The 1966-nt window shown below is 69.8% G+C and carries 2 protein-coding genes; one reads left to right on the top strand and one right to left on the bottom strand.

The features are described from left to right. On the top strand, window positions 1-379 hold a 379-nt coding region (locus AC1DXV_RS34195), incomplete at its 5' end, for an ADP-dependent NAD(P)H-hydrate dehydratase (protein WP_477937990.1). Window positions 380-385: 6 nt separating this feature from the next. Here AC1DXV_RS34195 and AC1DXV_RS34190 read toward each other — a convergent pair. Further along, window positions 386-1966, bottom strand: a 1581-nt coding sequence (locus AC1DXV_RS34190) for a ribonuclease R family protein (protein ID WP_477937989.1), incomplete at its 5' end; no start/stop codon positions are given.

The raw sequence follows: 1966 nt of genomic DNA, 5'->3' as shown, positions 1-1966 counted from the left end.
GCTGCTCGGCTGCGATACCGCGAGCGTGCAAGCCGATCGACTGCGCGCTGCGCAGGCACTGGCCGACGACCTGAAGGCCGTCGTGCTGCTGAAGGGATCGGGCAGCGTGATCGCGGCGCCTGGTCACGTGCCGATCATCAACCCGACCGGCAACGCCGCCTTGGCCACCGCCGGCACCGGCGACGTGCTGGCCGGCTGGATCGGCGGGCGCTGGTCGACCTCGCACGCGGCGTCGATGGATGACGCCCTGCAGACGGCGAGCGCAGCCGCCTGGCAGCACGGCCGGGCCGCCGACCTGTCACCCACGACGCCACTGCGGGCGTCGGACCTGATCGCCGCACTGCACGCACAACTGCGCGCGCAACTGCGCCGCGGCTGAGACCCCTCAGCGTCGGCGCGGCGCCTTGGCGGCCGTCTTGCCGCCGCTCTTGCGCGCTGCGGTCTTGGCCGCCCGCACCGGATGTGCCGACCGGCCCTTGGCCGCCTTCGTGCCAGCCTTGGCCGCGCGGTCCGCGCCCTTCACCGACGCCAGCTCGGCCGCTGCGCCGCCGGTCTTGTCGACCACCTTGCGGGGCCGCGCGGGGATGCCGCCCTCATCGCCCTCGTGGACCATGCGGAAGTCGATCTTGCGGCCGTCGAGGTCGACGCGACTCACCTGCACCCGCACCCGTGCGCCGACCGTGTAGCGCACGCCCGAGCGCTCGCCGCGCAGCTCCTGGCGCGCCTCGTCGAACTTGAAGTACTCGCCACCCAGCTCGGTGATGTGGATCAGGCCCTCGACGTACAGGCCATCGAGCGTGACGAACAACCCGAAGCTCGTGACCGCCGTGACGGTGCCGCCATATTCCTCGCCGAGATGCTCGCGCATGAAGCGGCACTTGAGCCAGGCCTCGACATCGCGCGAGGCCTCGTCGGCGCGGCGTTCGTTCGCGCTGCAATGCGCGCCCGCCACTTCCCAGGTCTCTTCCTCGGTGTGCGAAGCGCGCTTGGCCTTCGAGGCCGCTTCGAGCGCGCCGGTCACGATGCTGTAGCGCTTGCCGTGCAGCAAGGCCTTGATCACCCGGTGCACCAGCAGGTCGGGATAGCGGCGGATCGGGCTCGTGAAGTGCGTGTAGGCCTCGTACGCGAGGCCGAAGTGGCCGCTGTTGATCGGCGTGTAGATCGCCTGCTGCATCGAACGCAGCAGCATCGAGTGGATCTGCATCGCATCCGGCCGGTCTTTCGTGGCCGCGGCGATCGCCTGGAACTCGCCCGGCTTCGGGTCGTCGCTGACGCTCAGGCCGAGACCCAGCGCCTTCAGGTAGTTCTGCAGCAGCGTCTTCTTCTCGGGCGTCGGGCCCTCGTGCACGCGGTACAGCGACGGGTGCTTGTGCTGCGCGATGAAATCGGCCGAGCAGACGTTGGCGGCGAGCATCGCCTCCTCGATCAGCTTGTGCGCCTCGGTGCGCGTGCGCGGCACGATCTTCTCGATGCGGCCGTTGTCGTCGCAGACGATCTGCGTCTCGGTGGTCTCGAAATCGACCGCGCCGCGCTTCGAACGCTCCTTCAGCAGCGCGCGGTACACCTCGTGCAGGTGCAGCAGGTGCGGCACGAGATCCTTGCGGCGCGCCGCCTCGGGGCCGCGCGTGTTGCCGAGGATCGCAGCCACCTCGTTGTAGGTGAAGCGCGCGTGCGAGCAGATCACCGCCGGGAAGAACTGGTAGGCGTGGATCTCGCCGCCGGTGGTGATCAGCATGTCGCACACCATCGCGAGGCGGTCCTCGTTCGGGTTCAGCGAGCACAGCCCGTTCGACAGCTTCTCCGGCAGCATCGGGATCACGCGCCGCGGGAAGTACACCGAGGTGGCGCGCTCGTAGGCGTCCTCGTCGATCGGCTCGCTCGGCTTCACGTAGTGGCTCACGTCGGCGATCGCGACGACCAGCCGCCAGCCCTCGAACGCGCCCTTGCCGCGGCCGAGCTTGACGGG

The sequence above is a fragment of the Rhizobacter sp. P3_C12 genome (assembly GCF_056402735.1).
This window is presented reverse-complemented; position numbering and strand designations above follow the sequence as displayed.